General features: G+C 56.3%; 24 protein-coding genes. 12 read left to right on the top strand and 12 right to left on the bottom strand.

All coding sequences use genetic code 11. The annotated features are described in order from the left end of the window. Positions 1-3: 3 nt before the first annotated feature. From DVA44_RS06305 to dapA, 4 genes are all read right to left on the bottom strand, one after another. Positions 4-867, bottom strand: coding sequence for a neutral zinc metallopeptidase (locus DVA44_RS06305; RefSeq protein WP_114385995.1), 864 nt, complete (start codon positions 865-867; stop codon positions 4-6). A 126-nt stretch (positions 868-993) separates the two neighbouring features. After that, positions 994-1,707, bottom strand: a complete 714-nt coding sequence (purC, locus tag DVA44_RS06300; RefSeq protein ID WP_103180677.1) for a phosphoribosylaminoimidazolesuccinocarboxamide synthase — start codon at positions 1,705-1,707, stop codon at positions 994-996. 109 nt (positions 1,708-1,816) lie between these two features. Next, complete coding sequence (bamC, locus tag DVA44_RS06295; protein WP_103824657.1) at positions 1,817-2,851, bottom strand: outer membrane protein assembly factor BamC; 1,035 nt, start codon at positions 2,849-2,851, stop codon at positions 1,817-1,819. 16 nt (positions 2,852-2,867) lie between these two features. Beyond that, a complete protein-coding gene (dapA, locus tag DVA44_RS06290; RefSeq protein WP_103180679.1) occupies positions 2,868-3,746 on the bottom strand; it encodes a 4-hydroxy-tetrahydrodipicolinate synthase in 879 nt (292 codons plus the stop codon). Between the two features lie 145 nt (positions 3,747-3,891). On the opposite strand from dapA, the gene DVA44_RS06285 reads away from it, so the two are divergent. Together DVA44_RS06285 and bcp are read left to right on the top strand one after the other, a co-directional pair. Beyond that, positions 3,892-4,461, top strand: a complete 570-nt coding sequence (locus DVA44_RS06285) for a glycine cleavage system transcriptional repressor (RefSeq protein ID WP_197080105.1) — start codon at positions 3,892-3,894, stop codon at positions 4,459-4,461. After that, positions 4,461-4,931 (top strand): thioredoxin-dependent thiol peroxidase, encoded by a 471-nt coding sequence (gene bcp / locus DVA44_RS06280; RefSeq protein WP_039029687.1) that lies wholly within the window; start codon positions 4,461-4,463, stop codon positions 4,929-4,931. Before DVA44_RS06285 ends, bcp begins: the two co-directional genes overlap by 1 nt. A gap of 95 nt (positions 4,932-5,026) precedes the next feature. Here the strand turns inward: bcp and DVA44_RS06275 are convergent, their stop codons facing one another. After that, positions 5,027-6,088, bottom strand: a complete 1,062-nt coding sequence (locus DVA44_RS06275) for an AI-2E family transporter (protein WP_114385994.1) — start codon at positions 6,086-6,088, stop codon at positions 5,027-5,029. A 222-nt stretch (positions 6,089-6,310) separates the two neighbouring features. Here DVA44_RS06275 and bepA point away from each other — a divergent pair, with 222 nt between their 5' ends. Together bepA and arsC are read left to right on the top strand one after the other, a co-directional pair. Continuing rightward, the gene (bepA, locus tag DVA44_RS06270; RefSeq protein WP_114385993.1) at positions 6,311-7,774 is read left to right on the top strand and encodes a beta-barrel assembly-enhancing protease; all 1,464 of its coding nucleotides are present in this window, start codon (positions 6,311-6,313) and stop codon (positions 7,772-7,774) included. 11 nt (positions 7,775-7,785) lie between these two features. Further along, positions 7,786-8,145 carry an arsenate reductase (glutaredoxin) gene (gene arsC, locus DVA44_RS06265; RefSeq protein ID WP_114314301.1) on the top strand — a complete coding sequence of 120 codons (360 nt, stop codon included), beginning with the start codon at positions 7,786-7,788 and terminating at the stop codon, positions 8,143-8,145. A 32-nt stretch (positions 8,146-8,177) separates the two neighbouring features. On the opposite strand, the gene DVA44_RS06260 is transcribed toward arsC, so the two are convergent. The 4 genes from DVA44_RS06260 to DVA44_RS06245 form a co-directional block, all read right to left on the bottom strand. Further along, the gene (locus tag DVA44_RS06260) at positions 8,178-8,879 is read right to left on the bottom strand and encodes a DnaA inactivator Hda (protein WP_214422612.1); all 702 of its coding nucleotides are present in this window, start codon (positions 8,877-8,879) and stop codon (positions 8,178-8,180) included. 95 nt (positions 8,880-8,974) lie between these two features. Beyond that, positions 8,975-10,264 carry a uracil permease gene (gene uraA / locus DVA44_RS06255; RefSeq protein ID WP_114385992.1) on the bottom strand — a complete coding sequence of 430 codons (1,290 nt, stop codon included), beginning with the start codon at positions 10,262-10,264 and terminating at the stop codon, positions 8,975-8,977. A 94-nt stretch (positions 10,265-10,358) separates the two neighbouring features. Further along, positions 10,359-10,985: a uracil phosphoribosyltransferase gene (gene upp, locus DVA44_RS06250; RefSeq protein ID WP_032613066.1), complete on the bottom strand. Its 627-nt coding sequence runs from the start codon at positions 10,983-10,985 to the stop codon at positions 10,359-10,361. Between the two features lie 257 nt (positions 10,986-11,242). Next, on the bottom strand, positions 11,243-12,673 hold the full coding sequence (locus tag DVA44_RS06245; RefSeq protein ID WP_114385991.1) for a 6-phospho-beta-glucosidase: 1,431 nt from the start codon (positions 12,671-12,673) through the stop codon (positions 11,243-11,245). Between the two features lie 278 nt (positions 12,674-12,951). On the opposite strand from DVA44_RS06245, the gene purM reads away from it, so the two are divergent. The 4 genes from purM (at position 12,952) to ppx (ending at position 18,426) form a co-directional block, all read left to right on the top strand. Then, positions 12,952-13,989 (top strand): phosphoribosylformylglycinamidine cyclo-ligase, encoded by a 1,038-nt coding sequence (gene purM, locus DVA44_RS06240; RefSeq protein ID WP_103824650.1) that lies wholly within the window; start codon positions 12,952-12,954, stop codon positions 13,987-13,989. Then, positions 13,986-14,627 (top strand): phosphoribosylglycinamide formyltransferase, encoded by a 642-nt coding sequence (purN, locus tag DVA44_RS06235; RefSeq protein ID WP_114385990.1) that lies wholly within the window; start codon positions 13,986-13,988, stop codon positions 14,625-14,627. The genes purM and purN overlap by 4 nt, the downstream gene beginning before the upstream one ends. Before the next feature lie 193 nt (positions 14,628-14,820). Continuing rightward, positions 14,821-16,881, top strand: coding sequence for a polyphosphate kinase 1 (ppk1, locus tag DVA44_RS06230; RefSeq protein WP_114314296.1), 2,061 nt, complete (start codon positions 14,821-14,823; stop codon positions 16,879-16,881). A 3-nt stretch (positions 16,882-16,884) separates the two neighbouring features. Then, a complete protein-coding gene (gene ppx, locus DVA44_RS06225; RefSeq protein WP_114385989.1) occupies positions 16,885-18,426 on the top strand; it encodes an exopolyphosphatase in 1,542 nt (513 codons plus the stop codon). Between the two features lie 8 nt (positions 18,427-18,434). On the opposite strand, the gene DVA44_RS06220 is transcribed toward ppx, so the two are convergent. Continuing rightward, the gene (locus tag DVA44_RS06220; protein WP_114385988.1) at positions 18,435-20,675 is read right to left on the bottom strand and encodes an EAL domain-containing protein; all 2,241 of its coding nucleotides are present in this window, start codon (positions 20,673-20,675) and stop codon (positions 18,435-18,437) included. A 347-nt stretch (positions 20,676-21,022) separates the two neighbouring features. On the opposite strand from DVA44_RS06220, the gene DVA44_RS06215 reads away from it, so the two are divergent. Next, positions 21,023-21,229, top strand: a complete 207-nt coding sequence (locus DVA44_RS06215; protein WP_103180692.1) for a YfgG family protein — start codon at positions 21,023-21,025, stop codon at positions 21,227-21,229. 27 nt (positions 21,230-21,256) lie between these two features. Here DVA44_RS06215 and DVA44_RS06210 read toward each other — a convergent pair whose 3' ends face one another. Next, on the bottom strand, positions 21,257-22,141 hold the full coding sequence (locus tag DVA44_RS06210; protein ID WP_114385987.1) for a LysR family transcriptional regulator: 885 nt from the start codon (positions 22,139-22,141) through the stop codon (positions 21,257-21,259). 98 nt (positions 22,142-22,239) lie between these two features. On the opposite strand from DVA44_RS06210, the gene DVA44_RS06205 reads away from it, so the two are divergent. Next, entirely contained in the window at positions 22,240-23,421 is a 1,182-nt protein-coding gene (locus DVA44_RS06205; protein ID WP_114385986.1) for an MFS transporter, read from the top strand. Here DVA44_RS06205 and DVA44_RS06200 read toward each other — a convergent pair. Then, positions 23,418-24,143, bottom strand: a complete 726-nt coding sequence (locus tag DVA44_RS06200) for an SDR family oxidoreductase (RefSeq protein ID WP_114385985.1) — start codon at positions 24,141-24,143, stop codon at positions 23,418-23,420. The two genes, DVA44_RS06205 and DVA44_RS06200, sit on opposite strands and share 4 nt — an antisense overlap. Positions 24,144-24,363: 220 nt before the next feature. Between DVA44_RS06200 and DVA44_RS06195 the strand changes: the two genes are divergently transcribed. Both DVA44_RS06195 and DVA44_RS06190 read left to right on the top strand, forming a co-directional pair. Further along, on the top strand, positions 24,364-24,825 hold the full coding sequence (locus DVA44_RS06195) for a DUF6130 family protein (RefSeq protein WP_114385984.1): 462 nt from the start codon (positions 24,364-24,366) through the stop codon (positions 24,823-24,825). A gap of 35 nt (positions 24,826-24,860) precedes the next feature. Then, the gene (locus tag DVA44_RS06190) at positions 24,861-25,115 is read left to right on the top strand and encodes a DUF1471 domain-containing protein (protein WP_103180696.1); all 255 of its coding nucleotides are present in this window, start codon (positions 24,861-24,863) and stop codon (positions 25,113-25,115) included. The last annotated feature ends 2 nt before the right edge of the window (positions 25,116-25,117 follow it).

The raw sequence follows: 25,117 nt of genomic DNA, 5'->3' as shown, positions 1-25,117 counted from the left end.
AGATTACAACGCCTTGCCGAAGGTATTGCATTGTGCCGGATCGCCGCCGTCAAAGCCCTTTTTGAACCAGTTATAGCGCTGTTCTGACGTGCCGTGTGTAAAGCTGTCTGGCACGACATGGCCCTGGCTTTGCTGTTGCAGGCGGTCATCGCCAATGGCATGGGCCGCGTTGAGGGCCTCTTCCAGATCGCCCGCCTCCAGCACGCCCTCCTGCTGCATCTTGTGACCCCAGACGCCGGCGAAGCAGTCGGCCTGCAGCTCCATGCGTACCGACAGGGCATTCACCTCTCTCTCGCTGGCATTCTGCTGGAGCTGACGCACTTTAGGTTCAATCCCGAGCAGTTTTTGCACGTGATGGCCGACTTCATGGGCGATAACATAGCCCTGGGCAAAGTCGCCGTCGGCGCCCAGCTTATGTTTCATGTCATCGTAGAAGGAGAGATCGATATAGACGGTAGAGTCAGCAGGACAGTAGAACGGACCCATGACCGATTGTCCGGTGCCGCAGCCTGTGCGGGTGGCGCCGCGGTACATCACCAGCTTCGGTTGCTGGTAAGTACGGCCCATTTTTTCGAACAGCTGGCCCCAGGTATCTTCCGTGGTGGCGAGAATGACCGACGTAAATTTCGCCGCCTCGTCTTCGCTCGGGCTGATGGAGCGCGTTGCCTGCTGCTGTTGTTGAATCGGTTGCCCGGTTAACAGCCCGCTCAGGTCGACCCCGTAGTAGCCCGCCACTACGACCACCAGCAAAATAATAATGCCGCCCTTGCCTCCCGGCAGGCGAAATCCCGGGCCGCCCATCGACGGGCCCCCACTGCTGCGTCTGTCATCCACATTGTCACTTTCACGACGCCCTTGCCAGCGCATAATCCCACCTCGAAAAATATCATCTTGATAATAAGTATGATCGTAGGCGCTTCGAAGCAAGATTACCACAGGAAACAGGAGTGAGATGCCAGAGGAGGCTGTGCTCCTCTGGCAGGTAAGGCAGGATTAATCGAGTTTAACACCCAGACGGTGAGCAACGGCTTCGTACGCTTCAATCAGGCCACCCAGGCTTTGGCGGAAGCGGTCTTTGTCCATTTTATCCAGGGTCTCTTTGTCCCACAGGCGGCTGCCGTCCGGGGAGAATTCATCACCCAGCACCACCTCACCTTTATACAATCCGAATTCCAGTTTGAAGTCGACCAGGATGAGGCCCGCGTCGTCAAACAGCTTCTTCAGCACGTCGTTGGCTTTGAAGGTCAGCTCCTGCATACGCGCCAGATTCTCTTTGCTCACCCAGCCAAAGGTTTCGCAGTAAGATTCGTTGACCATCGGATCGTGCATGGCGTCGTTTTTCAGGAACAGGTCGAACAGCGGTGGGTTCAGCTCCATGCCCTCTTCGATGCCCAGACGCTTCACCAGGGAGCCCGCGGCGCGGTTACGGACGACACATTCAACCGGCACCATGTCCAGCTTCTTCACCAGACACTCTGTATCGGACAGTAACGCTTCCATCTGCGTCGGGATACCCGCCTCTTCGAGCTTGCTCATAATGAAATGGTTGAACTTGTTGTTCACCATGCCTTTACGGTCAAACTGCTCAATGCGCGCGCCATCTCCTGCTGACGTATCATTGCGGAACTCGAGCACCAACAGATCCGGGTTTTCGGTGCTGTATACGGTTTTCGCTTTGCCACGATACAACTCAGCTTGCTTCTGCATCTTCATTACTCCTGGTGTGATGATTTGTGTTCAAAACTGGAGATATTATGCCACGCACACGTTTGCGTAGCACGAAAATTAAAAGGGCTGGATTAACCAGCCCCTTTTTTTACTTGTTGAATGCCGCCTGAAGGACAGCGACCAGCGCATCATTCTGCGACTGGGTCAGCGTATGGCCTTTCGGATCGATAAACTGCAGGCTGCTACGGTTATCCAGATCGCCGACCTGAAGTTTGTAATCGCCTGAAGCCAGACCCGGATCGCGTACGCCCAGCTCTTCCCAGTTGCTGTCAGAGAGCGGTTTGTAGGTGAGCGTCATGCTGCCGGTTGAGCGGGTGCTGTCGGTGACTTTCATGCCGACACGCTCAAGGGTGGAAGGCAGACGCTGCCAGACCTGGTTGAACGGACCACGCACCACCAGCATTGGCAGACCGGTATCGTCGGCAGCGCTCTGCACGTCGAAGGTGGCACCATTACGGTTCTGAGCAGCATTCGCCGCGTCGGTGGCGCTCTTATCAAGACCCGCAGCAATCACGTTAAGCAGCTCGGTACTGTAACGCTGCATGGATGCCGCGTCGGCAACCGGTTTGCCCGCCTGCTCCAGGTTGATGAGCTTAACCACCACCGCCTGCTGATAACCCTGAGGTTTAACAGAGACTTGATAGCGCCCACGGTACTGTTGATCTTCATCCAGACGGCTCCATTCGATCCAGTCTGTCGTCAGCGTCTGGCTGGCATCGTCGCGCTGGGTGATTGCGTAATTCTTCGACTGAAGTACGCTCACCACCTGCGGCCACAGCCCGGCATTGCGCGCGCTCTCAACCTGCAGCGTCGCGGTATCGCCGGTGAACTGAGTACGCGCCCCGCTTACCAGCGCCAGAGGCTGTGCTGGCGGACGAATATCAAGCGCTTTGCCTACCGCGCCGCTACCGTTGGCAACCGGAATGTTGTAGTCGCCATTCTGAATGGGCAGGATCATGCCAGCAGGTGCATGAAGTTCAGCAAGCGGCGCAGCATCCAGATAGGATTCGTCACCGCTCACCTGGCGCTTGTAGCGTGAATCTGAGCTACAGGCCGCGAGCAGCATAACAAGCGAAACACCCGCAACCTTCGCCAGGCGCGACTTCTGTACTGAGTAAGCCATCAAATCTCCCTAAACTTTACAGCAGACCGGCATGCTTCAGCGCCGCAGTGACCGTTTCACGACCGTGGTCGGTAATCGGGGTCATTGGCAGACGCAGCGTATCGGTCGCTACAAGTCCCAACTCCTTACATGCCCATTTCACTGGGATTGGATTGGGTTCGACAAATAATTTGTTGTGCAGCGGCATCAGACGCTGGTTAATCACACGCGCTTCCTGGAAATGACCAGCCGCAGCCAGTTTACACATTTCAGCCATATCGCGGGCTGCAACGTTAGAGGTCACGGAAATCACGCCGTGGCCGCCGAGCTGCATAAAGTCCAGCGAGGTCGCATCATCGCCACTCAGCAGAATAAAGTCGTCTGAAACCAGCTCTTTGATCTGATGAACGCGGCTTAAGTTCCCGGTCGCCTCTTTAATACCGATAATATTTTTTACTTTCGCGAGGCGGCCTACCGTTTCTGGCAGCATATCGCAGCCAGTGCGCGACGGCACATTATACAGAATTTGTGGCAAGTCAGTATGTTCAGCGATGGCTTTGAAATGCTGGAACAGACCTTCCTGGGTTGGGCGGTTGTAGTATGGGGTTACCGTCAGGCAACCTACTACGCCGCTATCGTTGAAGCGCTGGGTCAGGCTGATGGCTTCAGCCGTGGCGTTGGCGCCCGTACCAGCGATAACCGGGATACGCCCGTCAGCCAGTTCAAGGGTCATCAACACCACTTCGCCATGCTCTTCGTGGCTCAACGTAGCAGATTCACCGGTAGTCCCTACCGAAACAATCGCCGAGGTTCCGCTGGCGACATGATAATCAATCAGTTTCTTCAGGCTTGACCGGCAGACATTACCTTTCTCATCCATCGGTGTTACAAGCGCGACAATACTTCCCGTGAACATGGGCCATCCTCTGTGCGTACAAGAGCCTCAATGGTACGTTTGGTGCTGTAATAAAAGCAAGCGACGTGAGACCTCCAGGTTATTGTATGCCGGTTTTTTTTATGCTTTCCTTAGAAAGACTAAACCACGCAAAGGAAGAACAGGTTTGACAACCTCATCACAACATTACCTGGTTATTACTGCGCTGGGTGCCGACAGGCCGGGGATCGTGAACACCATCACCCGCCACGTCAGTAGCTGCGGCTGCAATATCGAAGACAGCCGCCTGGCGATGCTGGGTGAAGAGTTCACTTTCATCATGCTGCTTTCCGGGTCGTGGAATGCGATCACCCTGATTGAATCGACCCTGCCGTTAAAAGGCGCAGAGCTGGATCTGCTGATCGTGATGAAGCGCACCACCGCGCGCCCGCAGCCGGCTCTGCCCGCTACCGTCTGGGTCCAGGTGGAAGTGACTGACTCCCCGCATTTAATCGAACGCTTTACCGCCCTGTTTGACAGCCACCAGATGAATATCGCCGAGCTGGTCTCGCGGACGCAACCGGGCAAAGATGACACCGTGCCGAAACTGTTTATTCAGATCACCGCCCACAGCCCGGCGTCGCGGGATGCCTCAAATATCGAGCAAGCGTTCAAAGCCCTCTGTACAGAACTGAATGCGCAAGGCAGTATTAACGTCGTCAATTATTCCCAGCATGAACAGGATGGAGTTGAGTAATGAATCCACTGAAAGCCGGTGACATCGCACCGAAATTTAGCTTGCCCGATCAAGACGGTGAGCAAGTAAATTTGACCGACTTCCAGGGACAGCGTGTACTGGTCTATTTCTACCCGAAAGCCATGACCCCAGGCTGTACCGTACAAGCCTGCGGCTTACGCGATAACATGGACGAGTTGAAAACCGCCGGCGTCGAAGTGCTGGGTATCAGCACCGACAAGCCGGAAAAACTGTCTCGTTTCGCCGAAAAAGAGCTGCTTAACTTCACGCTGCTTTCTGACGAAGATCACCAGGTTTGCAACGCGTTTGGCGTCTGGGGTGAGAAAACCTTTATGGGTAAAACCTATGACGGTATCCACCGCATCAGCTTCCTGATCGACGCTGACGGCAAAGTTGAACACGTGTTTGATGACTTCAAAACCAGCAATCACCACGATGTGGTGCTGGAGTGGGTGAAAGCGAACGCCTGATTCGGCTCTTCGCTTGTTTCGCCGGGTGACGCTACGCTTACCCGGCCTACAAAACCCGTAGGCCCGTGCAAGCATTAGCGCCGCCGGGCAACAGCCTACTCCTCCACTGCCGGCACATCCGGCCAGGCATGCACCACCGCTTTGACTAGCGTGGCCAGCGGGATCGCGAAGAAGACTCCCCAGAATCCCCATAATCCGCCAAAAATCACCACCGACAGAATAATGACGAGCGGATGAAGGTTTACCGCTTCCGAGAACAGCACCGGCACCAGCAGGTTTCCGTCCAGCCCCTGAATGATCAGATAGACGACGAAACAGCTCCAGAACTCGGTACCCAGACCAAACTGGAAGAGCGCCACGCCCACCACCGGAATGGTGACCACAAACGCGCCGATATAGGGAATCAGCACCGAGAAGCCCACCAGCACCGCCAGCAGCAGCGAGTAGTTCAGGCCGAAGATTAAGAAGCCAATCCAGGTGGCAACCCCAACGACAATCATCTCCAGCACTTTGCCACGAATGTAGTTGGTGATCTGCTGGTTCATCTCCTTCCACACCTGCCCTGCCAGCCCACGGTTACGCGGCAGGACGCGGCGCACCGCGTTAAGCATCTGATCTTTGTCCTTGACCAGGAAGAAGACCATCAGCGGCACCAGCACCAGATAGACCGCCAGCGTCAGCAGCCCCACCAGCGACGCGAGGGAGAATTTCACCACCGTATCCCCCATCGTCATGATGCGGGTGCGCATGTTCTCGGCCATGGCATCGATAATGCCCGCATCCATCAGGGCCGGATAGCGGCGCGGCAGGGTGGCGGCAAAATCAGAGAGTTTGCTGAGCATCCCCGGCATATCGCGGATGAGATTGATCCCCTGCTGCCAGGCGATCGGCAATACTACAAAGGACATCACCATCAGGATGCCGACAAAAAAGACCAGCACGATGATGCTGGCCCAGCGGCGGGAACAGCCAATATTTTCCAGCTGGACGGTAGGCCACTCCAGTAAATAGGCGAGCACGATCGCCACCAGTAGCGGCGCCAGCAGCCCGCTAAAGAAGAAGAGGATGCCAAAACCGGCAACCAGAATAACCAGCAAAGCAATGGCCTCGGGGTCGCTAAAGCGACGGCGGTACCACTGCATTAATAACTCGAGCATTCAACCCTTCCCTGAAGATATTGGCGGAACGTAAAGGGTGAATTGTATCGAAGAGTTAATGAAAAGACTTTCGCTTTTTCTTGCTCTGTCACAAAACGCAAAAGCCTGAAAAGAGGGATTTTCTTATCGCCCTGAGGCGCATACACTTGCAGAGCAGCCGCAGATGAACGATATGCGGGTTCTTCGGTCAAATTAGCACACCCACCAGACAGGACAGAGGTTATGTTCAGGCAGTTGAAAAAAACGTTGGTTGCGACGCTCATCGCTGCGCTGACCGCTGGCCAGATGATGCCAGCCTTCGCTGACTCTGCAGACGCATTGCCGGATATGGGCACCTCGGCAGGAAGCACGCTCTCCATTGGTCAGGAGATGCAAATGGGCGATTTCTACGTGCGCCAACTGCGCGGCAGTGCGCCGCTGATCAACGATCCATTGCTGGTGCAGTACATCAATTCGCTGGGGATGCGCCTTGTCTCCCACGCGGATTCGGTAAAGACCCCTTTCCATTTCTATTTGATCAATAACGACGAGATCAACGCCTTCGCCTTCTTCGGCGGCAACGTGGTACTGCACTCGGCGTTATTCCGCTATGCCGACAACGAAAGCCAGCTGGCCTCGGTAATGGCGCACGAAATTTCTCACGTCACCCAGCGTCACCTGGCGCGCGCGATGGAAGATCAGAAGCGCAGCGCCCCGCTCACCTGGGTGGGCGCACTGGGCTCTATCCTGCTGGCGATGGCGAGCCCGCAAGCGGGTATGGCCGCGCTGACCGGTACCCTGGCGGGAACCCGTCAGGGGATGATCAGCTTTACCCAGCAGAATGAACAGGAAGCGGACCGCATCGGTATTCAGGTATTGCAACGCTCCGGGTTCGACCCGCAGGCGATGCCGAACTTCCTCGAAAAGTTACTCGACCGGGCGCGCTACTCTTCGCGTCCGCCGGAAATTCTGCTGACTCACCCCCTGCCGGAAAGCCGTCTCTCGGATGCCCGCAACCGTGCCAACCAGATGCGTCCGGTGGTGGTGCAGTCCTCAGAAGATTTCTATATGGCGAAGGTCAGAACCCTCGGCATGTACAACTCGGGGCGCAACCAGTTGACCAACGATCTGCTGGATGCCCTGAACAAAGGCAACGTGCGTGAACAGCGCGCTGCCCGGTATGGCCGTGCCTTACAGGCGATGGAGGCCAGCAATTATGACGAGGCCCGCAAGAACCTGCAGCCGCTGCTGACCGCAGAGGCCAACAATGCCTGGTATCTTGATCTGGCCACCGACATCGACTTAGGGCAGAAAAAAGCCCAGGATGCGATCAACCGTCTGAAAGGCGCCCGTGACCTGCGCAATAACCCGGTCCTGCAGCTCAACCTGGCGAATGCTTACTTACAGGGTGGACAGCCGCAGGAAGCCGCGCCCATTCTCAACCGCTACACCTTCAATAATAAAGATGATCCTAACGGCTGGGATCTGCTGGCCCAGGCGGAAGCCGCGCTCGGCCATCGCGATCAGGAGCTGGCAGCCCGCGCCGAAGGTTATGCCCTGGCCGGACGTCTGGATCAGGCCATCTCCCTGCTGAGCAGCGCCAGCTCGCAGGTGAAACTCGGCAGCCTGCAACAGGCCCGTTACGATGCCCGTATCGATCAGTTGCGCCAGCTGCAGCAGCGCTATCGCGCGTATGAAAAGATGTAAAAGGAGAAAAGATGTCTGACGCGGTTACGATCTACCATAACCCTCGCTGCTCAAAGAGCCGCGAAACCCTGACCCTGTTGAAAGCCAACGGCGTTGAGCCGCAGGTGGTGCTCTATCTGGATACGCCGCCGGATGCCGACACCCTCCGCACGCTGCTTGCCCAACTGGGAATGACCAGCGCCAGAGCATTAATGCGCCAGAAAGAGGAGCTTTACAGAGAGTTGGGTCTGGCAGACAGCGCGCTGAGTGAAGAGGCGTTAATTCAGGCGATGGTAGAGCATCCGAAGCTGATTGAGCGCCCGATTGTGGTGGCCAACGGCCAGGCCCGGATTGGACGCCCGCCTGAGCAGGTGCTTGAGATTGTGAAGTAAGCAGGATTGGCCCGGTAGCGCGTGCGCCGGGCCTATAGATTGAGAATGTCTTTCACAAAAGGAATGGTAAGTTTCCGCTGGGCAGTGATGGATGCCTTATCCAGCTGATCGAGGGTCATAAACAGCGTACGCATCTCGCGATCTAAACGTTTTAGCAGAAAACGTCCCACATCTTCCGGCAGTTCAAATCCCCGTAACCGCGCTCGCAGCTGCAAAGCCTGCAGTTTATCTTCATCGGAAAGCGGCTGTAATTTGTAGATTTGTCCCCAGTCGAGACGCGAGGCCAGATCGGCCAGCCCGAGATTTAACTGACGCGGCGGTCGATCGCCGGTGATCAGCAGCCGGGTCTTTCCGGACTCCAGAATGCGGTTATAGAGATTGAAAATCGCCATTTCCCACAGCTCATCCCCCGCCACGCATTCGATATTGTCGATGCAAACCAGCGACAGCTGTTCCATCCCATCGAGCACCTCCGGCACAAACCAGGTGCGTTTATCCAGCGGCACATAGCCGACCGCATCCCCGCGCTGAGAAAGTTCAGCACAGGCGGCGTGAAGCAGATGGCTGCGCCCTGCACCTTCGCGTGACCAGATATAGATGTAACCGCTGTGCTCCTGGCGCAACACGTTTTGCAGTGCAGCCAGTAAAGAGGGGTTATCACCCGGCCAGAAACTCGCGAAAGTTTCGTCGTCGGGAAGATAGAGTGGCAAAGAGAGCTGTGCCGGTGCGTTCAGAAATACCTCAACCAGGTCTTACTCGGAATCGGCCCAGAGTTTAACACGGAACAAGCGGGGAGAGAACCGGGCGGATCGGCCGCCCGGTTGCAGGATCAATGCGAGAATTTTTCGCTCTCTTCGGCGTCCAGCACCACCTCTTCCGGGCGCAGAACGGAGATCAGCTTGAAGATGAGGGCCAGACCGATACCGACGATGGTCGCCAGCGCCATGCCTTTCAGCTCGGCTGCGCCAATGTGCACCTTGGCACCGCTGACGCCGATAATCAGGATCACCGAGGTCAGGATCAGGTTTTGCGCTTTGCTGTAGTCAACTTTTGAGTCGATCAGAACGCGAATACCGGAGGCGCCGATTACCCCGTACAGCAGCAGCGAAACACCGCCCATGACCGGAACCGGAATGATCTGGATAGCCGCCGCCAGCTTACCGACGCAGGAGAGCAGGATAGCGAAAATCGCCGCGCCGCCGATAACCCAGGTGCTGTACACACGAGTAATGGCCATCACGCCGATATTCTCACCGTAGGTGGTGTTTGGCGTGGAGCCGAAGAAACCGGAGATAATGGTTGAGAAGCCGTTGGCAAACATCGAGCGGTGCAGACCCGGGTCGCGGATCAGGTCGCGCTTGACGATATTGGCCGTGACCACCAGGTGACCGACGTGCTCGGCAATCACCACCAGCGCGGCAGGCAGAATGGTGAAGATGGCAAACCACTCAAAGCGCGGGGTGTAGAAGGTTGGCAGCGCGAACCAGTGGGCCTGCGCAATCGGGGTGGTATCCACAACGCCCATCGCGAAGGAGAGCGCATAGCCTGCCAGTACGCCGATCAGGATCGGGATAATTGCCATAAAACCACGGAACAACACGGAGCCAAAGACCGTCACGCCCAGGGTTACCAGCGAGATAGTAATGGTTTTAGTATCCGGGGATTGCCCGTCTGCAGGCAGCAGACCCGCCATGTTCGCCGCCACACCGGCCAGCTCAAGACCGATGACGGCAACGATTGCGCCCATCGCCGCAGGGGGGAACATCACATCCAGCCAGCCGGTCCCCGCTTTCTTCACAATGAAAGCCACCAGACAGAACAGCACGCCGCACATAATGAAACCACCCAGCGCCACTTCATAGCCTAACGGCAGCAACAGCAAGACCGGGGAGATAAAGGCAAAGCTGGAGCCCAGGTAGGCCGGGATCTTACCTTTACAAATAAAGAGATAAAGCAGCGTACCGATGCCGTTAAACAGCAGCACGGTGGCCGGGTTAATGTGGAACAGAATGGGCACCAGCACGGTTGCACCAAACATCGCAAACAGGTGCTGCAAACTAAGCGGGATTGTCTGTAAAAGTGGCGGTCTTTCACTCACCCCGATAGCACGGCGCGTCATAGAATCTTCCTCAAGTGTTGTTTGTTTTAAGCGGTTGGGTTTTTTATTCAAAAAAAAGCCGACTATCAAAGTCGGCTTCTTTTTCGTTATTCACTTATTTAGTACCAAAAATCTTATCGCCGGCATCGCCGAGGCCCGGGATGATGTATCCGTGCTCGTTCAGGCCCTGATCGACAGAGGCGGTGTACAGCTCAACGTCCGGGTGCGCTTTTTCCAGCGCGGCGATGCCTTCCGGCGCGGCAACCAGTACCAGCACCTTGATGCTGCTGCAGCCGGCGTTTTTCAGCAGATCGATCGTGGCGATCATCGAACCACCGGTAGCCAGCATCGGGTCAACGACCAGCGCCATACGCTCGTCGATGTTGGAGACCAGCTTCTGGAAATAAGGCACCGGCTCCAGCGTCTCTTCGTTACGGTAGATGCCAACCACGCTGATACGCGCGCTAGGGACGTGCTCCAGCACGCCTTCCATCATGCCCAGACCTGCGCGCAGGATTGGCACAACGGTAATTTTTTTGCCTTTGATCTGCTCAACCTGTACCGGGCCGTTCCAGCCTTCAATGGTGACAGTTTCGGTTTCCAGATCGGAGGTTGCTTCATAGGTCAGTAAGCTGCCAACTTCAGAGGCCAGTTCACGAAAGCGCTTAGTGCTGATGTCATGCTCACGCATCAGGCCCAGCTTGTGTTTAACGAGTGGGTGTTTCACTTCCACAATCTTCATTCTCTTTCTCCTTCGGGTGGCAGCCACAAAAAAAATCGCCGGATTATACCGCTTTTTTTGGATAGCGCCATACCCATCTTGCTTGACCGGGATCAACCAAAATGAATTAGAGGCTGTCAGAGAGTATAAAAGAGACAAAAAAAACCGGCGGGGGATCGCCGGCTTTTGTGCGGGTTTTCGCCCGGCGACGCTGCGCTTGCACGGGCCTGCGGTTTTGTAGGCCGGGTAAGGCGAAGCCGCCACCCGGCCGTGGACATTTAAAGCGATTCGCCGTTGCTGGCGATCACCTTCTGATACCAGGCGAACGACTTCTTCTTGCTGCGATTCAGCGTGCCGTTGCCTTCGTTGTCTTTATCAACATAGATAAAGCCATAGCGTTTTTTCATCTCGCCCGTTCCGGCAGAGACCAGATCGATACAGCCCCACGGGGTATAGCCCATCAGATCCACGCCATCTTCTACCACCGCTTTTTTCATCTCACGGATATGGGCGCTGAGATAGTCAATGCGGTACTGGTCGTTCACCGTGCCGTCACTCTCCAGCACGTCGATGGCGCCAAACCCGTTCTCGACAATAAACAGCGGCAGCTGGTAGTGATCCCAGAACCAGTTCAGGGAGTAGCGCAGCCCCACCGGATCAATCTGCCAGCCCCAGTCCGATTTCTGTACATAGGGGTTGGAGACCAGGCTTTTGCTTTCGTCGTAGTCGAGCTGCGGGTTGTCCTCTGTGGCTTTGGTGGCAAACGACATGTAATAGCTGAAGCCGATGTAATCCACGCAGCCCTGCTTCAACGCCGCTTTATCCTCTTCGGTGATATCCAGCGCAAAACCGCGACGGGCAAAGTAGTTCAGCAGATGCTGCGGATAGGCACCGCGCACGTGTACATCGGTGAACCAGTAGCGGCGGTGCATGGCGTTCATCGCCATCATTATGTCGTTCGGGGCGCAGGTCAGGGGATAGATCGGACACATGGCGATCATGCAGCCGATACGCAGGGACGGGTTGATGTCGCGTCCGGCTTTTACCGCCAGGGCGCTGGCCACCAGCTCATAGTGCGCCGCCTGGAACATCACCGGCTCACGATCCTCACCAGGCTGGTACTTCAGCCCGGAGTTGGTAAACGGGGCAAAATCTTCGTGGAAGTTGGCCTGGTTGTTGATCTCGTTAAAGGTCATCCAGTACTTCACTTTGTGCTGATAGCGCTCGAACACCACGCTGGCAAAGCGCACGAAGAAGTCGATCAGTTTGCGGTTACGCCAGCCGCCGTACTCTTTCACCAGGTGATAAGGCATTTCGAAGTGCGAGAGGGTGATCACCGGCTCGATGCCATGCTTCAGGCACTCATCAAACAGATCGTCGTAAAACTGGAGCCCCGCCTCGTTAGGCTGCTGTTCATCGCCTTTCGGGAAAATACGCGTCCAGGCAATCGAGGTACGGAAGCATTTAAAGCCCATTTCTGCGAACAGCTGGATGTCGTCTTTGTACCGGTGATAGAAATCGATGGCTTCATGGTTGGGGTAGTTTTTGCCCGGCAGTACGCCGTCGGTAATTTCGCGGGGGACGCCGTGGGCGCCAGCGGTCATCACGTCTGCCACGCTCGTGCCCTTCCCGCCCTCCTGCCAGCCGCCTTCAAGTTGATGCGCCGCCACCGCGCCGCCCCACAGAAAACCCTCTTTAAATCCTGACATGCGATATCCCTCATTCAGCGTTAATTATCGGCAAAAAAGAGTACAGAAACCGGTTTCAGTGAAATGATGTGCATTCACTGGTAGGGTTGCAAGAATAAGAATGTACCCGGTTTCATTTTCGTGAACGGGTTCAAGTTTGTATGCTAAGGGGCGATTTTTACTCGATTTTCAAGCGCACAATTTTCTGTTGCAGAATGGGCTCGCAAACGTTTGCCTGGACTGTTAGAATTGCGCCGATTTTTCTTATATCGCAATGCAATCGCGTGGGGACTTGAGCCGTGACCAACAAAACTTCTCTCAGCTACAAAGATGCCGGTGTAGATATTGACGCAGGTAATGCGCTGGTTGACCGTATCAAAGGGGTAGTTAAAAAAACCCGCCGCCCGGAAGTGATGGGTGGGCTGGGAGGATTCGGCGCCCTGTGCGCGCTGCCACAAAAATATCGTGAACCGGTTCTGGTCTCAGGCACCGACGGCGTGGGCACCAAGCTGCGTCTGGCGATGGATCTGAAACGCCACGACACCATCGGTGTTGACCTGGTCGCCATGTGCGTGAACGACCTGGTGGTTCAGGGCGCTGAGCCGCTGTTCTTCCTCGACTACTACGCGACCGGCAAGCTGGACGTCGACACCGCAGCCAGCGTCATCAGCGGTATCGCCGAAGGCTGTCTGCAGTCTGGTTGTGCGCTGGTGGGCGGTGAAACCGCTGAAATGCCGGGCATGTATCACGGCGACGATTACGACGTGGCTGGCTTCTGCGTGGGCGTTGTCGAAAAATCAGAGATCATTGACGGCAGCAAAGTGACCGACGGCGACGTGCTGATTGCGCTGGGCTCCAGTGGCCCGCACTCTAACGGCTACTCCCTGGTGCGTAAAATTGTTGAAGTGAGCGGCTGCGACCCGCTGACCACCGAGCTGGAAGGCAAACCGCTTGCCGATCACCTGCTCGAACCGACCCGTATCTACGTGAAATCCATTCTGGAGCTGATTGAGAATGTGGACGTTCACGCGATTGCCCACCTGACCGGCGGCGGCTTCTGGGAAAATATTCCGCGCGTACTGCCGGATAACACCCAGGCGGTGATCGACGAATCCTCCTGGCAGTGGCCAGCAGTATTCAACTGGTTGCAGGATGCCGGTAACGTCAGCGATCACGAGATGTATCGCACCTTCAACTGCGGCGTGGGGATGGTTATCGCCCTGCCGGCAAGCGAAGTGGACAATGCCCTGGCGCTGCTGCAGGCGAAAGGTGAAAACGCGTGGAAAATCGGTATCATCAAAGCGTCTGATTCCGAACAGCGTGTGGTCATTGAATGAAAAATATAGTGGTGCTCATTTCCGGTAACGGAAGTAATTTGCAGGCTATCATCGATGCCTGCAAACAGAAGAAGATCAACGGCACCCTCCGCGCAGTATTCAGTAACAAGGCCGATGCATACGGCCTTGAGCGTGCCCGCGACGCGGGCATTGCCGCGCATGCGCTCAGCGCCGCCCAGTTTGCCAGCCGCGAGGCTTTTGACCGCGAATTGGTGCAGGAGATTGACGCCTACGCCCCGGACGTGGTGGTGCTGGCTGGCTACATGCGGATCTTAAGCCCGGCGTTTGTCGCGCACTATGCCGGACGTCTGCTCAATATCCACCCTTCCCTGCTGCCAAAATATCCCGGCCTGAATACCCACCGTCAGGTGCTGGGCAATGGCGACCAGGAGCACGGCACCTCGGTCCATTTCGTTACCGACGAACTGGACGGTGGCCCGGTGATCCTGCAGGCGAAAGTGCCGGTGTTTGAAGGTGACAGCGAAGAGGATGTGACCGCCCGGGTGCAGACCCAGGAGCACGCTATCTACCCGCTGGTGGTAAGCTGGTTTGTTGATGGCCGTCTTGAAATGCGCGACGGCGCCGCCTGGCTGGATGGCGCGCCGTTACCCCCGCAAGGCCATGCGGCGGAAGAGTAAACTTTTGCCGGGTGGCGCTATCGCTTACCCGGCCTACAGCACCTTTTGCCCCGCCAACGCTCTATTATTCCTCAAGAAAAAATTTAACTGTCATACTTTTCTGACACAGTTGGACATATTGTGGAAATGCTCGCCATAATAAAGGCGAGACGGATTTACCACGTCCTGTGATTGAACTGGAGTGTGAGTAGTAATGGGTCAGGAAAAGTTATACATCGAGAAAGAGCTAAGCTGGTTAGCATTCAACGAGCGCGTGCTTCAGGAAGCGGCCGACAAAAGTAACCCGCTGATTGAGCGCATGCGTTTTCTGGGGATTTACTCCAATAACCTGGACGAGTTCTATAAAGTTCGCTTTGCTGAACTGAAGCGTCGAATCATCATTAGCGAAGAGCAGGGTTTAAACTCGAATTCGCGTCATCTGCTGGGCAAGATCCAGTCCAGGGTCCTGAAAGCCGATCAGGAATTTGACAGCCTGTATAACGAACTGCTGCTGGAGATGGCGCGTAATCAAATCTTCCTGATTAACGAGCGGCAACTCTCGGTTAACCAGCAGAGCTGGCTGCGCCACTATTTCAAACAGTATCTGCGCCAGCACATCACCCCGATTCTGATTAACCGCGAAACCGATCTGGTGCAGTTCCTGAAAGATGACTACACCTATCTGGCGGTGGAGATTATCCGCGGCGACAGCATCCGCTATGCGCTGCTGGAGATCCCGTCAGACAAAGTGCCGCGCTTCGTCAACCTGCCGCCGGAGACGCCGCGCCGCCGCAAGCCGATGATCCTGCTGGATAACATCCTGCGCTACTGCCTGGACGACATCTTCAAAGGCTTCTTCGATTACGACGCCCTGAACGCCTATTCCATGAAGATGACCCGCGATGCCGAGTACGACCTGGTGCACGAGATGGAGGCCAGCCTGATGGAGCTGATGTCCTCCAGCCTCAAGCAGCGTCTGACGGCGGAGCCGGTGCGCTTTGTGTATCAGCGCGATATGCCCGATGCCATGGTCGATATGCTGCGCGAAAAGCTGACCATCTCCCGCTACGACTCCATCGTGCCGGGCGGTCGCTATCACAACTTCAAAGACTTTATCGGCTTCCCGAACGTCGGCAAAGCCAACCTGGTGAACAAACCGCTGCCGCGCCTGCGCCATATCTGGTTTGATAAGTTCCGCAACGGCTTCGACGCCATTCGCGAGCGCGATGTCCTGCTCTACTATCCGTACCATACCTTTGAGCATGTGCTGGAGCTGATGCGCCAGGCGTCGTTCGACCCCAACGTGCTGGCGATTAAAATCAACATCTACCGCGTGGCGAAAGATTCCCGCATCATCGATGCGATGATCCACGCTGCCCACAACGGCAAAAAAGTGACCGTGGTGGTGGAGCTGCAGGCACGTTTCGATGAAGAGGCCAACATCCACTGGGCCCGTCGTCTGACCGAAGCGGGCGTGCACGTGATCTTCTCAGCCCCAGGGCTGAAGATCCACGCCAAGCTGTTCCTCATCTCCCGTAAAGAGGGCGATGACGTGGTGCGTTATGCTCATATCGGCACCGGTAACTTCAATGAGAAGACCGCGCGCATCTATACCGACTACTCGCTGCTCACTGCCGATGCGCGGATCACCAACGAGGTGCGTCGGGTATTTAACTTTATCGAAAACCCGTATCGCCCGGTCAGCTTCGACTATCTGCTGGTCTCCCCGCAGAACTCCCGTCGCCTGCTGTATGACATGATCGACCGCGAGATCGCCAACGCGCAAAACGGCCAGCCAGCCGGCATTACGCTTAAGCTGAATAACCTGGTCGATAAAGGGCTGGTGGATCGCCTGTATGCCGCCTCCAGTTCGGGAGTTCAGGTTAATCTGCTGATCCGCGGCATGTGCTCGCTGATCCCCGATCTTGAGGGCATCAGTGAAAATATTCGCGTCATCAGCATCGTCGATCGCTATCTTGAGCACGATCGGATCTATATTTTTGAGAACGGCGGCGATAAACGCGTCTACCTCTCTTCCGCCGACTGGATGACGCGAAACATCGATTACCGAATTGAAGTAGCGGCCCCGCTGCTCGATCCGCGGCTGAAGCAACAAATTCTTGATATTATCGACCTGTTGTTAAGTGATACTGTAAAAGCACGTTATGTCGATAAAGAACTGAGTAACCGCTATGTGCCGCGCGGCAATCGCCGTAAAGTACGGGCACAGCTGGCGATTTACGACTATATCAAATCACTCGAGCAACCCGATTAACCTATGCCGATAAACGATAAGACCCCACGACCGCAGGAGTTTGCTGCAGTCGACCTTGGTTCTAACAGCTTCCACATGGTCATCGCCCGTGAGGTGGATGGCGCAATGCAGATCATCGGTCGTCTGAAGCAGCGCGTCCACCTGGCTGACGGCCTGGGTGCGGACAATATGCTCAGCGAAGAGGCGATGGAGCGCGGGCTGAACTGCCTGTCGCTGTTTGCTGAACGCCTGCAGGGTTTCACCCCGTCGAGCGTCTGCATTGTCGGAACGCATACCCTGCGCCAGGCCGCGAACGCGACGGAATTTTTAAAGCGCGCGGAAAAGGTGATCCCCTACCCTATCGAAATCATTTCGGGTAACGAAGAAGCCCGTCTGATTTTTATGGGTGTGGAGCATACGCAACCCGAAAAAGGCCGCAAGCTGGTGATTGATATTGGCGGCGGCTCGACGGAGCTGGTGATCGGCGAAAACTTTGAACCGCACCTGGTTGAAAGCCGCCGGATGGGCTGTGTCAGCTTTGCCCAACTCTATTTCCCGGGCGGGACAATCAGCCGGGAGAACTTCCAGCGCGCGCGCATGGCCGCAGTACAGAAGCTGGAGTCCCTCGCCTGGCAATACCGTCTGCAGGGCTGGAACGTGGCGCTTGGCGCCTCGGGTACGATCAAAGCGGCACACGAAGTGCTGGTGGAGATGGGCGAAAAAGATGGCTTTATTACCCCTGAGCGCCTGACCAGGCTGATGGAAGAGGTGCTCAAGCATAAAAGCTTTAACGCCCTGAGCCTGCCGGGTCTCTCCGAAGAGCGCAAAGCGGTGTTTGTGCCGGGTCTGGCGATCCTGTGCGGCGTGTTCGATGCGCTGGCCATTCGTGAGCTGCGTCTTTCCGACGGCGCGCTGCGCGAAGGCGTGCTGTATGAGATGGAAGGCCGTTTCCGTCATCAGGATATTCGCAGCCGCACCGCGCAAAGCCTCGCCAACCAGTACAATATTGACCGCGAACAGGCCAGACGCGTGCTGGAAACCACGACCCAAATGTATGATCAGTGGGAAGCCCAGAACCCGAAACTGGCGCATCCGCAGCTGGCGGCTCTGCTTAAATGGGCGGCGATGCTGCATGAGGTGGGGCTCAATATCAACCACAGCGGGATGCACCGTCATTCGGCTTACATTCTGCAACACAGCGACCTGCCAGGCTTCAACCAGGAGCAGCAGACCATGATGGCCTCGCTGGTGCGCTATCATCGTAAAGCCGTTAAGCTGGACGAGTTGCCGCGCTTTACGCTGTTCAAGAAAAAACAGTTCCTGCCGCTGATCCAGCTGTTACGTCTGGGCGTGTTGCTCAACAACCAGCGCCAGGCGACCACGACGCCACCAACGCTGACGCTCACCACGGACGATAACCACTGGACGCTAAGTTTCCCGCATGACTGGTTTAGCCAGAACGCGCTGGTACTGCTGGATCTGGAAAAAGAGCAACAGTACTGGAGCGCCGTCACCGGTTGGTGCCTGAAAATTGAAGAAGAGCACTCCCCGCACGTCGCCGCGTAATCCTCCCGTCAGGCGCTCATACCGAGCGCCTCAACCCTAAGCAGACTCTCCAGCGGCACGGGTTTGCCAATCAAATAGCCCTGAAAATAGTCAATGCCCAGTTCTTCAGCGGCGTGGCGGATCTCTTCGCTTTCGACATACTCCGCCACCACCAGCATCTTTTTCATCCGCGCAAGATGACAAATTGAGGCGACAATCTGGTAATCCAGGCTATTGCTGACGATGTTACGAATAAAGCTGCCGTCGATTTTCAGGATATCGGCATTCACGTTTTTCAGCCGCGCATAGCTGGCGTAGCCGGTACCAAAATCATCAATGGCAATCCGGCACCCCATCTGCTGCAGATGATTCACGGTCTGCATCGCCAGCCCGGCGTTGCCAAAACTGCTGCTTTCGGTGATCTCGAAGATCAGTTGCCAGCTCTCAATAGCATATTTTTGCAACATCCGGCTGACCTCAAGCGGCAGCTGGGCCCGGCAGATAGAGGTTGGCGAAAGGTTGATGGCAAACCGCTGCCCCGGAAACGCTTCGCGGTTCTCCGCCATAAACTTGAGCGTCTTCTCCAGCACCAGCAGATCAATTCGCGACGAAAGGCCAAACTCCTGGGCAACAGGCAGAAAAATATCGGGCGAGATCAGCCCGGCATCACCATTTTGCAGACGGAGCAGTATCTCGTGATAGCTATCGCCGCGGATGCCCTGTACGGGCTGCGCCAGTAGGGTAAACTCATCTTTTTCCAGCGCCCGCTGCACGCGATTCATCATCGCGACTTTGTCTTTCAAACCGCGTTGCAGGTTGATTGCGCCCCGCTGCTGCAGGTTTTCCGGGTGGTTGGTCGCCAGAGAGAGATCGGCAATGGTACCCAGTTCACCCAACAGCAGATAGAGATGTACCACCGGGGAGCGCACATAACAGTAGCTAACCCCTACCTGCGGCTGAAGCGGCATGCCGTCCCAGAGGAAGCGGAAACGTTTGATCTGCAGATCCAGCTCTTCAATGCGGGACTGATGTGACTCGGTATCCAGCCGCAACACCAGATCGTGACCCGACATCTGATATACGCACTCGTCCGGCTGCAGAGAGTCGCTCAGCCAGGCGGCCAGCTTCTGTTTGTACTGAATACGCAGCAATACCCCATAGTTACGCCCCAGCACTTCCAGCTCAGGGATGCGCAAGAAACAGAGCACCGACCAGGGCTTTTTGCCCAGCGCGCGGTTAAGCGCCCGCAGGTTAGGCATATGCACCACCGGGTCGAGAAACGCCAGCCGTCTGGCGCGGATATTGATGGCCCGCTGTCGGGTCGCCAGCACCGCCATATAGACCACCACGAAGGTAAAGACCAGATAACTGGAGGAGGTAATGGTGAGCTGGATATCGTATCCCTGTGACCAGGGGATGTAGCGGTAAAAATAGTGAATAGAGACGATCAGCACTGGCGTCCAGATCAGGGACATCAGCTTATAACCGAAGCGCATCGATCCCCACAGCATGACCGGCATCAGCAGCGACAGCGTGTAGTTGGTACTGAAGATGCTGCTGTTTTCGTTGATCGGCCATAACAGCAAGGCCAGTAATGCGCTGTTGATCAGCACCCAGATGACGACTTCTGTCAGCGATACTTTGCGGTCTATCTGGCCCCTCATCTGCGATATCAGGCTGCGCAGATAGCGGGGATGACGGAGGATACGGATGATCACATAGCAGAACGGCACCCCCGTCAGGCAGCCAACCATTAACCCCTGATAGTTAATCAGCGAGCGGATCCGGGGGGTACTGATACCGGCCAGGTCAAACCGCGTCTGGTAAACGCCGAGGTAAACCGCGAACTGAAACAGCAGCAGGAAAAGCGAGGCCGGGCAGAACATCTGCCAGAACATCCGCTGCGCGATAAGCCGTGGGTCGCCATAGGCGGTCATATTACGTCGGGGAGTAAAGACCCGATATCCACCCCAACTGAGGGAGATTGGGATCAGGAAATGCGCAATGGCAATGGCCGTTTCGTAGCCGCCAATCGAGGGATAATAGTGCAGGAAGAGCGCAACCATAATGCCAGGCACTGCCGCCAACCCATAAAACAGCATGAAGGCAAGTAACAACGCCAGCGGCATATAATAGAGCACCACCAGACTCCCCTGAACCTGGGTGTAGGTAGTGGCTAAGCGCGCAATGGGCAGCAGCACGATCGGCAGAAGCAACGGCAGCGCCCACCAGTGATCTTTGTATTTTTTGTATAACGAGAAAATAGTCATAGATGCCATAGTAAACCCGCTCGTCCAGGGGTAGTTCAGACAGGCATCCAACCTGACGCTGTTGCCGTGCAGACGAAATAACGATTACACGAAAAGGAATAAAGATTTTAGTTACCAACGGCGAGTGACATTTGACTTAAATCAAAAATAGTAATTTCGATAAATAAGATTCACATTTTTTAACCCTACTTTTGTGCTAATTATCAATGGCGTAAATAAACTAATTATTATACATAACATTGAGTAAGTGAGTTGTTGACGGAATTTTACATTACAATTAATTGACCCCTGCCCCCCCGTATGCCTTAATGGCGTACCGCCCGCAGGGTATTATCAGGAAAACAACAGTGAGTCAGGCCACACGTATGCGAAGACGACATCGGTTTAACACTCGGATGACGCGTATCATACTGCTAATCAGCTTCTTCTTTTTCCTTGGCCGTTTCGTCTATTCCTCTATAGGTGCCTGGTATCACCATCAGGAGAAAAAACAGGCCCAGCAATCCAGCCTCTCTGTCGATTACGCCGGGCGTTCCACATCGACAATTAATTAATCGTTTGGTTTTTATTGGTTAATTTAATTATTCTGCGGTTTGTAATAAACGAATAATTTCGCTCATTCCTCTGCTCAGTATTTTGTCCTGACGCATAACGATAGCCAGCTGGCGCTGTAATACCGGCGTAAGCGACTGTACGCATAATCCCTGCCTGTCCTGCGCGCAGGCGACCGCCATTCGGGGAATAATGCTGTACCCCAGCCCGACACGAACCATACGCTTGATCGCTTCGATGCTGCCGGACTGCATCACCGGCTGCACCTCCACGCCGCTTGCCTGGAACCAGGCGTCGATAACCGTACGCGTGCTGCTTCCCGCACTAAACGCGATAAAGGGCTGATCCTGCAGATGCTCTGCGGTCAGCATGCCGAACTCTTCCTGCTCTCCCCCGGCGGCGATAAAGACAAATTCCTCATCCATTACCGGCGCGATCGCCAGCGCAGAACCGGCAGCCGGGAGTGTCACCAGCCCCAGATCGAGACGGTTCTCCTCGATAGCGCGAACAATCTCCAGGGTATTACCGGTGGTGACGCCAACCCGCAGCAGCGGATGTTCCTGACGCAGCTGCTGCAACAGAGGCGGCAAAAGATGAATACAGGCCGTAGCCCCCATTCCGATGGTTACCGTTCCACTCACCTCATGGCTGAACGCGGCCACTGCCCGGATTGTCTCGTCCACCGCTTGCTCGATCCGCTCGCCGTGAGTCAACAGCGCCAGCCCGGCCGCCGTGGCTTTAATCCCCCGCCCGGTACGCTCAATTAATCGCGCCTGCAGAAACTGCTCCAGCTGGCGGATCTGCAGACTGACGGCCGGTTGTGAAAGTCCCAGCAGATCCGCCGCGGCAGAAAAACTGCCCCGCTGCACCACCAGGCGAAAGGTCGCCAGCTGTCCCAGATTCAGCGTCGTCATCACAAAGTTTCCCTTATAGGAGCCATAAACGCACCGGCCTGCCAGGGTCCTGATGCAACCGATATGCTCAGCATAACGCCCTGATGGAATGAAAGATAATGAAAAACCCTGCCCTGCCCCGCGCCCTCTCCCTCACTACCGGCTGTAACCAGCTTATCAATTGGGGGATCTCTTTTTATATGCCGGGCACCTTTGCCCGGGCGATATCAGCGGATACCGGCTGGTCATCAGCGCAAATCTACTCGGGCCTGACGCTCGCCATGCTGGTGATGGCTGCCCTCTCGCCGTTTGTCGCCCGCTTACTGGCGCGGATCGGCGGCCAGCGCGTGGTGATGACCGGCTCCCTGCTGATCGCCTTGAGTTGTCTGCTCATGGCTTACACGCACTCGCTTATTACCTGGTACAGCGCCTGGGTGTTAACTGGCATCGGTATGCGCCTGTCGCTGTACGACGCACTGTTTGCGGCGCTGGTTAATCTTTACGGTCAACAGGCGCGGCGAACGATCTCCCGCGTGACGCTGGCCGGCGGGCTGGCCTCGGTGGTGTTCTGGCCGCTGGGAGAGGCACTGCTCATGGTCATGAGCTGGCGTGAAGCGCTGCTGATCTATGCTCTGTTCGGCCTGCTGAGCGCCGCGTTAACCCTGTCGCTACCCAATCATACTCACCCTCTAGCCAACAAACCCGCCACCCGTGCCGTGGGAGAGGATCGGCGCAACAGCTGGCTGTACGCCGCGTTTATCGCGCTCATCACCTTTGTCTCTAACGGCACCTCGACCCATCTGCCGGAATTTATCGCCAGCGTCGGCCTGCCGGTGACCATCGGCATGTTATGGGGAATTGGGCAGACCGGGGCGCGGTTCCTGGAGGTGGTGGCCGGAGCGGGACTTACCCCGCTGCGCCTGACGCTACTCACCGCGCTTGCCATGCCGGTCTGCTTTATGCTCGGCCTGAGCAGTACGCTTTTCCTCTGGTCTGCCGCCGGTTTTGTGCTGGGCTACGGGGCGATTAATGGGCTGGTGACCATCGTCAAAGCTACGCTGCCGTTGCAGCTGTTTGCCCCTGAAGAGTACGCCAGACGCACCGGCGTGCTGCTGATCCCGGCCCAGCTGATGGCGGCGGCTTCCCCGCTGGCCTATGCGTGGCTGAATCGCGCTTTAGGGACGATTGGGGCGATGTGGCTGTCGTGGGGGCTGACGCTGGTGATTGCCGGGCTGGCGGTGGCTATCGTTAAGGGTCAGGCATCGCGCCATGCTGAGGGCATCCCTGACCTTAGCGACTAGAGCACAAAGCCACCGTCGATGGTCAGGCTTGCCCCGGTCATGTAGCCGGATGACGTCCCGGCAAGCCAGGCCGCCAGCGAGGCGATTTCGTCCGGCTCGCCCATTCTTTGCAACGGAATGCTACCGACGATCTGCTCCGCCATCCCGGCGGTCATATCGGTGGCGATGGGCCCCGGCTGGATGTTGTTAATGGTGATTCGCCGTGGCGCCAGATCCAGCGCGAGGTTCTGCACCATCGAGGCGACTGCCGCTTTGCTCATGGCATACACGCTACTGCCCGCATGGCCGGTACGCACCGCCGTATTACTGCCGATGGTGATAATCCTCCCCCCTTCTGCCATCGGCTTCACCGCTGCCTGAATGGCAAGGAAGACACCGCGTACGTTGACCGCCAGGGTGGTATCCAGATCAGCAATGGCATACTCCTCAATCGTACCGAGGCGAAGCACACCCGCGTTCACCACCGCGACATCCAGCCTGCCGTACTGTCGTAATGTCTTATCCACCGCGGCCTGGATAGCCTTCGCGTCTGCGCTGTCGGCTTCAATGGCTATCGCCTGACCGCCCTGTTGCTCAATCGTTGAGACCAGCGCCTGCGCCCGGTCCGGGCGTGATACCCAGGTAATGGCAACCCGATAACCCTCGTGCGCCAGTCGCGCCGCAATGGCCGCTCCGATCCCGCGCGCCCCGCCGAAAACCAACGCTACTTTTTCGTGATTCATGATGGTCGTTCTCCTGTTTGCTTTAGCACCCACCCGGGTGCCTCTGCAGACACCATGCCAGCAGAAACAGCCCTGCGCATGCGCGGAATGTATCGCACTGTATCCACGCCGCCCTGCTTACGCAGCCATACAAAAAAGCCGCCCACAGCAAACAGACCCGATACATAAAAATGGTTTTCTGTACCTGTCGTCACTGATTACCTGAAGAGGAGATACCCGGATGATGCATCGAAATATCCTGCTCACGCTGTTCGCCTTGTCATCAGGCTGTACCTGGGCTGCGCCGTTAAGCGGGCTTAGTGCCGCGGATGTGAATGGCCCTGCTGCCGTCGCACCGCTCGAACAGCCCCAGCCTCCGGCGAAGCTGATTGTGGATCCGCCGCTGGCGGGTCCGCTGAGTAAAGGCGCGGTCTTTATTCAATACCGCGCAGAGAACATGCGCATTGAACCGGTGTTCGGACCCGAGGCGTTGAAAGTGACGCCGCGCATCGGCCATATCCACGTCATCGTGGATGACAACCCCTGGCACTGGGCCGACGCCAGCGGCGAGCCGGTCATTCTGGTGGGACTGCCCGCAGGCCATCACAAGGTGACCCTTATTCTCGCCGACCCAACCCATAAACCTGTTGATCGTAAAACCATTGAATTTACCGTGCCGCCGCATGCCGCGGTTATGCACTGAACGCAACCCCTGACCTATTTTTGAGGATTTAAACCATGAAAACATTACTGATTGCTGTCCTGACCTTCACTGCCGCAATGGCCTCTTCCGCTTTCGCCGCCCAGGAAATTAACCAGCCTCAGGGAGAGCAAAAGATCGGCACCGTTTCCGACAGCAGCGGGGCGACGTCGCTGGCGGATCTGGAGGCAAAACTGCAGGCTAAAGCCGATAAAGCGGGCGCCAGCGCGTTTCGTATTACCTCCGCCGGGGGGAATAATACCCTGTCCGGTACCGCCGATATTTATCGCTGAGG

It is taken from the genome of Leclercia sp. W17 (genome assembly GCF_003336325.1).
Lineage (GTDB): Bacteria > Pseudomonadota > Gammaproteobacteria > Enterobacterales > Enterobacteriaceae > Enterobacter.
This window is presented reverse-complemented; position numbering and strand designations above follow the sequence as displayed.

Coding starts and splice junctions, on each gene's coding strand:
- ppx (WP_114385989.1), top strand. CDS start 16,885: ATGCCGATAAACGATAAGACCCCACGACCGCAGGAGTTTGCTGCAGTC.
- purC (WP_103180677.1), bottom strand. CDS start 1,707: ATGCAGAAGCAAGCTGAGTTGTATCGTGGCAAAGCGAAAACCGTATAC.
- DVA44_RS06205 (WP_114385986.1), top strand. CDS start 22,240: ATGAAAAACCCTGCCCTGCCCCGCGCCCTCTCCCTCACTACCGGCTGT.
- upp (WP_032613066.1), bottom strand. CDS start 10,985: ATGAAGATTGTGGAAGTGAAACACCCACTCGTTAAACACAAGCTGGGC.
- DVA44_RS06210 (WP_114385987.1), bottom strand. CDS start 22,141: ATGACGACGCTGAATCTGGGACAGCTGGCGACCTTTCGCCTGGTGGTG.
- DVA44_RS06305 (WP_114385995.1), bottom strand. CDS start 867: ATGCGCTGGCAAGGGCGTCGTGAAAGTGACAATGTGGATGACAGACGC.
- DVA44_RS06220 (WP_114385988.1), bottom strand. CDS start 20,675: ATGACTATTTTCTCGTTATACAAAAAATACAAAGATCACTGGTGGGCG.
- uraA (WP_114385992.1), bottom strand. CDS start 10,264: ATGACGCGCCGTGCTATCGGGGTGAGTGAAAGACCGCCACTTTTACAG.
- bcp (WP_039029687.1), top strand. CDS start 4,461: ATGAATCCACTGAAAGCCGGTGACATCGCACCGAAATTTAGCTTGCCC.
- DVA44_RS06200 (WP_114385985.1), bottom strand. CDS start 24,143: ATGAATCACGAAAAAGTAGCGTTGGTTTTCGGCGGGGCGCGCGGGATC.
- bepA (WP_114385993.1), top strand. CDS start 6,311: ATGTTCAGGCAGTTGAAAAAAACGTTGGTTGCGACGCTCATCGCTGCG.
- ppk1 (WP_114314296.1), top strand. CDS start 14,821: ATGGGTCAGGAAAAGTTATACATCGAGAAAGAGCTAAGCTGGTTAGCA.
- DVA44_RS06275 (WP_114385994.1), bottom strand. CDS start 6,088: ATGCTCGAGTTATTAATGCAGTGGTACCGCCGTCGCTTTAGCGACCCC.
- purN (WP_114385990.1), top strand. CDS start 13,986: ATGAAAAATATAGTGGTGCTCATTTCCGGTAACGGAAGTAATTTGCAG.
- DVA44_RS06245 (WP_114385991.1), bottom strand. CDS start 12,673: ATGTCAGGATTTAAAGAGGGTTTTCTGTGGGGCGGCGCGGTGGCGGCG.
- DVA44_RS06190 (WP_103180696.1), top strand. CDS start 24,861: ATGAAAACATTACTGATTGCTGTCCTGACCTTCACTGCCGCAATGGCC.
- bamC (WP_103824657.1), bottom strand. CDS start 2,851: ATGGCTTACTCAGTACAGAAGTCGCGCCTGGCGAAGGTTGCGGGTGTT.
- arsC (WP_114314301.1), top strand. CDS start 7,786: ATGTCTGACGCGGTTACGATCTACCATAACCCTCGCTGCTCAAAGAGC.
- dapA (WP_103180679.1), bottom strand. CDS start 3,746: ATGTTCACGGGAAGTATTGTCGCGCTTGTAACACCGATGGATGAGAAA.
- DVA44_RS06195 (WP_114385984.1), top strand. CDS start 24,364: ATGATGCATCGAAATATCCTGCTCACGCTGTTCGCCTTGTCATCAGGC.